Source organism: Mesorhizobium sp. WSM4848 (genome assembly GCF_055811375.1).
In genome coordinates this window covers 1-5011 of record NZ_JBVVPX010000078.1, presented here as the reverse complement: position 1 = coordinate 5011, position 5011 = coordinate 1, and the positions used below count along the sequence as shown (strand labels likewise).

Annotated in this window: 4 protein-coding genes; 2 read left to right on the top strand and 2 right to left on the bottom strand. The window is 58.5% G+C overall.

The features are described from left to right. Positions 1-489: 489 nt before the first annotated feature. Complete coding sequence (locus tag AC0L16_RS33215; protein WP_473625742.1) at positions 490-708, top strand: hypothetical protein; 219 nt, start codon at positions 490-492, stop codon at positions 706-708. A gap of 253 nt (positions 709-961) precedes the next feature. Next, a complete protein-coding gene (locus AC0L16_RS33210; protein ID WP_473625740.1) occupies positions 962-1321 on the top strand; it encodes a hypothetical protein in 360 nt (119 codons plus the stop codon). Between the two features lie 327 nt (positions 1322-1648). On the opposite strand, the gene AC0L16_RS33205 is transcribed toward AC0L16_RS33210, so the two are convergent. Both AC0L16_RS33205 and AC0L16_RS33200 read right to left on the bottom strand, forming a co-directional pair. Further along, the gene (locus AC0L16_RS33205) at positions 1649-2449 is read right to left on the bottom strand and encodes an aspartate/glutamate racemase family protein (RefSeq protein WP_473625739.1); all 801 of its coding nucleotides are present in this window, start codon (positions 2447-2449) and stop codon (positions 1649-1651) included. A 2292-nt stretch (positions 2450-4741) separates the two neighbouring features. Further along, a partial coding sequence (locus tag AC0L16_RS33200; RefSeq protein ID WP_473625738.1) for a hypothetical protein occupies positions 4742-5011 on the bottom strand: 270 nt, incomplete at its 5' end.

The following is a 5011-nucleotide window of genomic DNA, read 5'->3' as shown; positions in this document are numbered from 1 at the left end:
ATCAGTCCGAGATATGGCCGCCTTCAAATCGGAATGGTGGCCGGAATGAAATCGGAATGACTGGCCGGCTTCATCGGTATACGCAGCCGGGTTCTCCTCTCAGGCAGGCCGATCGTGCAAGGCGAAGGAAGACGGCGATCACGGTTGGATGGCGGCGCGCCAGTGTTGGAGACGAACAACGCGCTGTCCAAGGTTCCGACCCGTCGACGCGCCGACAAATACCGGTTGAGCGGCAGCATGCGGCTATTTTGAAACTTGGTTTGCCGGATGATCAGGCCGTCGGCGGCTCCGTCACGAGTTGAAGATCGAGAGCTTCGGAAATGCGCATTCCGGCGACAGAAAGTAAGCCGAAGAGTGTCTCGTACATCAGCGGCCTGATCGAGGCAGATGGCTCGAGGCAGGTCGCCGCACACATCAGCGCGGCGATCTCGTCCGCCGTGTAGATGTGAGCAATTCGCCGCTCGAACAGGCCACCGCGGCCGGGGTCTCGTGGCGCCGATCCTCGGCGGCGACTGCCTGCGCAAAACTGCGGACAGTCAGCAGCCGATTACGCCGTTGTTGTGGGGAGGGTGCGAGCGTCGCCTATTCGAGCACGCGAGCAACTTGAATATAATCATCGCCCTCGGCGAAAGCGGTGAAGCTCTTCAGCAGCGTGTGATGGACGAGGAACTTGAAGCATTATCCGCTGCAGTTCCGCATGTCGTGTAGCGCTCCCCGGGCCAAGGCTCGGCGATCTGAAGCAGCATATTGACGTCCACTTTCGCGTAATGGGCTGTCGTGTGGACCGACAATGGCGCAGCAGCACGGTTCCGATCGTGTCCAACGTGGCGCCGGCCCGCAGCATGCTAGTCGCTACGGAGTGCCGGCGCAGATTGGCGCCTCGGGATGGAGCGTCGTCGATGCCCGCCCTCTCAAGCGCAAGTCTGACAATGCTTGCGACACTTGAGCTCGCCAGTGGCTGATGCGGTACAACGGTCCACAGGAAAATCTGCTGGCAGGCGGCGTCTGGACGCGCTTCTCGCAGGCAGTCGATGATCGCGTCACCGGCGGCCTGGGGCCAAGTTTGGAATGCAAGGACCTGGTCGTCATGGGCGCGCGACGTATTCTGCCTCAACGGCGTCACCACACCGCATTCCACCAGAAAGCTCACGAACCGCCGCACTCGTTTCACGTATTTGGCGGAAAGATAATCGCCTCGGCGGATGCCGGGAAAGCGGCATCGATGCCGCGCAAAGCGGCGAACGGCATCGTCATCAACTTCAGCGACGACGATCTTCGCGCGCCGCAACCACTGTCAAAATCACGCTCCGAGTCCTGGTAGCCTGACACCGTCAGGCGGTATATCCCAGGGTCGACAATCGTCTCGTGAACGCTAACGGACGCAAGGCCGAGTCCATCAGTTGTGAGCATCCTGGCAGAAATTAGTTCGACTTCGGCACGCTGGTCTCCTATCGGGGTCAAAACGCCGAGAGACGACAAACAGTTATGTCGGGTGAGGAAGCCTATCTGATAGTCTAAACTATCGTAACAGGGGGAAGAAGTCGCTCGCGCCGCTGCGGAAGCCTGCCAGCGCACTGGCTGGCGCGCGACCTGAACAGCCGGCTGTCGAGGTGACTTGCCCCGTGAGCCATGGCTCGGCCATGAACTCTCATGTGATCGACGCGATGACCATCCGACACAAAACTGTGATGTCGTAGACTGGCAGGTTCGTGAGCCGGCGGATCGCAGGCGCGACTACAGGAAATCCCGCACATTCGAAAAGGATGGCTGCAATCTCCGGATGGGCAGCTCTCAGCCTGGTGATGCAAGCGCCGACATCCACCTCCATCGCGGCGACATCGGTCGGCGGCGCCGGAATCTTCAACTCATCATGCCAGTATTTGCTGCCTTCAATTCCGCCAACCACAACTCTCGATCGCTCCGTCGGATCGCTGAGCTCGAGCATATCGTCGCCGAAGGCGCTGGAGCTATAGGTCAGAACGGCAATCTTGGCCGGTGGCGGCAGTTGGCGGATTAGCGCCGGCAGAAGGAGCAGGCTCGACATTGCCACGGGTACGTCTACAGACGCGGCTACAGCCGCCTGGTATCGGATCGTGAAACCGCAGTTTGAACTGATCGCGACAGCTCCACGCCGGACCAACCGCTGCGCCGCTGCAATGTAGCCACGCTCAAGAGCCGGATCCCCGCGGAGCATTTTTTTACCCCGTGTTTCCTCTACAATTTCCGTGATGATAGGAAAACCAAAGGTTGCATGATTCTCGATCGCGCCCAATTCTTTACCTCTCGCAGAGGTGGGCAGCTGCCCCTGGTCGAGGGTTAGTATTCCGAGAGATGCTTGGGGGCGTAACACCATCATTCTAGCGTCCTCAATACTCGATTCGAGCCGATATCCGGATTTTATCTCGTTGGAGTCTACAGCTTCACCTGAAATCACGGTTGGGTTACGCATCAGCCACATCCTGAAGCCGTTGGGCTCTCAATTTCAGTTCTGACCATATCACAAGCGCGTCTTCTGATACTTCGCTGTAGTGGGCACCTGCCCATTCGGATCCACATGGTTCGGAGATCGTATAAGTGCTGGCGCGTTGGGACATTCTAAACTTCCATCTATCGCGCAGGAAACCTGCGTTTTTTGAGACAGCGCGCAAAATGTACCGCAGCCAAAGTGAGGAGGAGCGATATTGGGGTGCACCTACGGGAAGCTACGATCCGGGGACAGAACTGACCTAAAAACTTGGAGGCTAGCGTGCGGTTTGCGCCAGTAGCATCAGGAAAGGGCGCAAAGCATGAAGCACTATGCTGGACTGGACGGTGCGCCGTAACGGCGCGGGAGGTACATGGAATAGCCACCTCTCAAGCTTGCTGCTTTTCGACGGCGGCTGCAATGCCGCCCCGCCTGCAGGAGCAGCGGGCGGAAGGGACCGAAAAGCTCGACCGGGCGTCGCCGGTTGGGTGTCTTAAGCAGATCGGCCTGAACTGTACCGGGTGTGGACCATCGACCGCGGGCCGGGCTACCACATGTCTATGGTGAGGTAACGAAGTGAGCGCCGGACGCCTCGGATACAACCGAACGCCCCCCAGTCGCGCGATGGCGTGGGAGGTAAAAAGCGATCAAACGCGATGGGGTTCGTCTAGACTCTCTGTCGATAGAAGTCGTGTGCTGCTGGTCGAGGCTGGTCCCGATACGCCGCCGAACGCCATTCCTGACGACATCCTTAATGGCGATCCTACGCGCGCGTACTTCAATCCTGATTATCAGTGATCTTGTAAGGACGGCCCCTCTTAGGCAAGAGGCAATTAGCAGATGCGGCGCAAGTCTGGAGCGGTCATGTATCCGGCCTGTTGATGCGGTCGAGATCGTGACCGCTGGCCCGCAAGGTTACGCGGATCGGGTTCCAATCATCCCAGCGCGCTTTTGTAGCGTGATGACGAAACGGAGTGTCCCAACTCAGGTCCTGACCATTTTGCCGTGCTGCCTTTTGCTCCTTACGCTGTGAGGTTCCAGGTCGCGGCTTAGGCCGCAGCCGAGGCCCTGTAATCCGAGGCCCTGTAATCTTGGCCCGAGTTCAGCATCGCCCAGATGAAGCGGGCGGTCTTGGCCGCCTGAGCGACGACCGCAACCTTGACCGGCCGCCTGGCAAGGAGGCGGCGAATCCAGGGCGAGCCTTGTCGGGCTTTGCCCTGCCTGACGCAACCAGGAACTGGCGCCGAGGATGAGCATCTTTCGCAAGCCGCTATCATTGGTCCGGCTTTATCCAGCTGTATCGAAGACGCACGAGGCCTCGGTATTCATTTCAGGCCTGATTTTAAGGTGCCATCTGGATATTCCGTTGTGCCGCTGACCAGCCGCAACGGTCGTTGGTTTTCAACGGCAATAGGCTACTTGACCGAGAGTGTGCGTTCGCGGCCCAATTTTCGGCCCCGGCGCGCCATCTCCAGCTCGGCTTCGAGACCCGCAACTTCCGCGTCGTAGACGCGTCGGAGGCGGTCAGATTGAGAACCGATGTGCGCATCTATCCCACGGCACGCGGGTCGGAACTCGTCTTCACTTCAGGAGATATGCGGAGTTCCAATGCTTGGTGACGAGTATAAACTGATCTGAGCAATGCCAGTTCCCGACTTCCTGTCGGCAAAGGCAAACCTCGCAGCCACTCCAAGCAATTTTGATCCAGTTCAGCCGTTTTGCCCTGAAGACATTAACCGAATCGGGTCTCTCCAAACCTCCATTCAAAAAGCTTTCACTCTGGCCCCTTCGAGCCGGTGGGCTCAAACATCACTGAACACAAGAAATGTTTCCATGCGGTAAGCCCGCTCGAAAACAATTGGATTCCTGCGCTCTCTTGGGGGCAAACGCCTGATTCCTGCAATGGCACGTCGCCATAAGCTGTCAATGCAGCGTGGCATGCGGCTATCCTCTGGCAAATCTTACCGCTGGAGCAAGATATGCAACGCGTGGCGATCGTCGCACCTAGCAAGCTTAGACGGCCCAAGCATCTGATAACGGCAGCCTTTCTGGACGATGATGGGGTTCGAAATCGCAGGCGCAGTCGATCGTCGATCCCGTTATCGCCGGGCAACTTGCACATTCCGACGGGTATAGAGCGGTGCACTCAGTCATGGAAGAGCTGTTTGCGACGGTCACAGGCGAAGCGGCGCTGTGCAAGGGTCTCGCCAGGGTGTGCATTGCCGGCGCCATTGCTGCAGTGCGAGGAGCGGGGAAGGTGAAGCCATGGTCGGCGCCTCATTCCATCTCTGCGATGTATCGCTTGGTCGCTCTTTCGATGCCGGGATCCGCAAATGGAGCGTTAACAAGCGCTCGCGATTTGTCGACCTTGCGGAAAACAATACCTTCATCCCGGTCGGACATGACCCGGGGCCATATTGTCTTAGGATCGAAACGGCGGACGGACTCTTGGCGCTGCACGTCCCCGACAATGCCGGCCTGGGAACAGTCAGCCGCGGGTGAACGACGAACCAAATTAAGTGCGGCAGTCAACAATGAAGGAGCCTT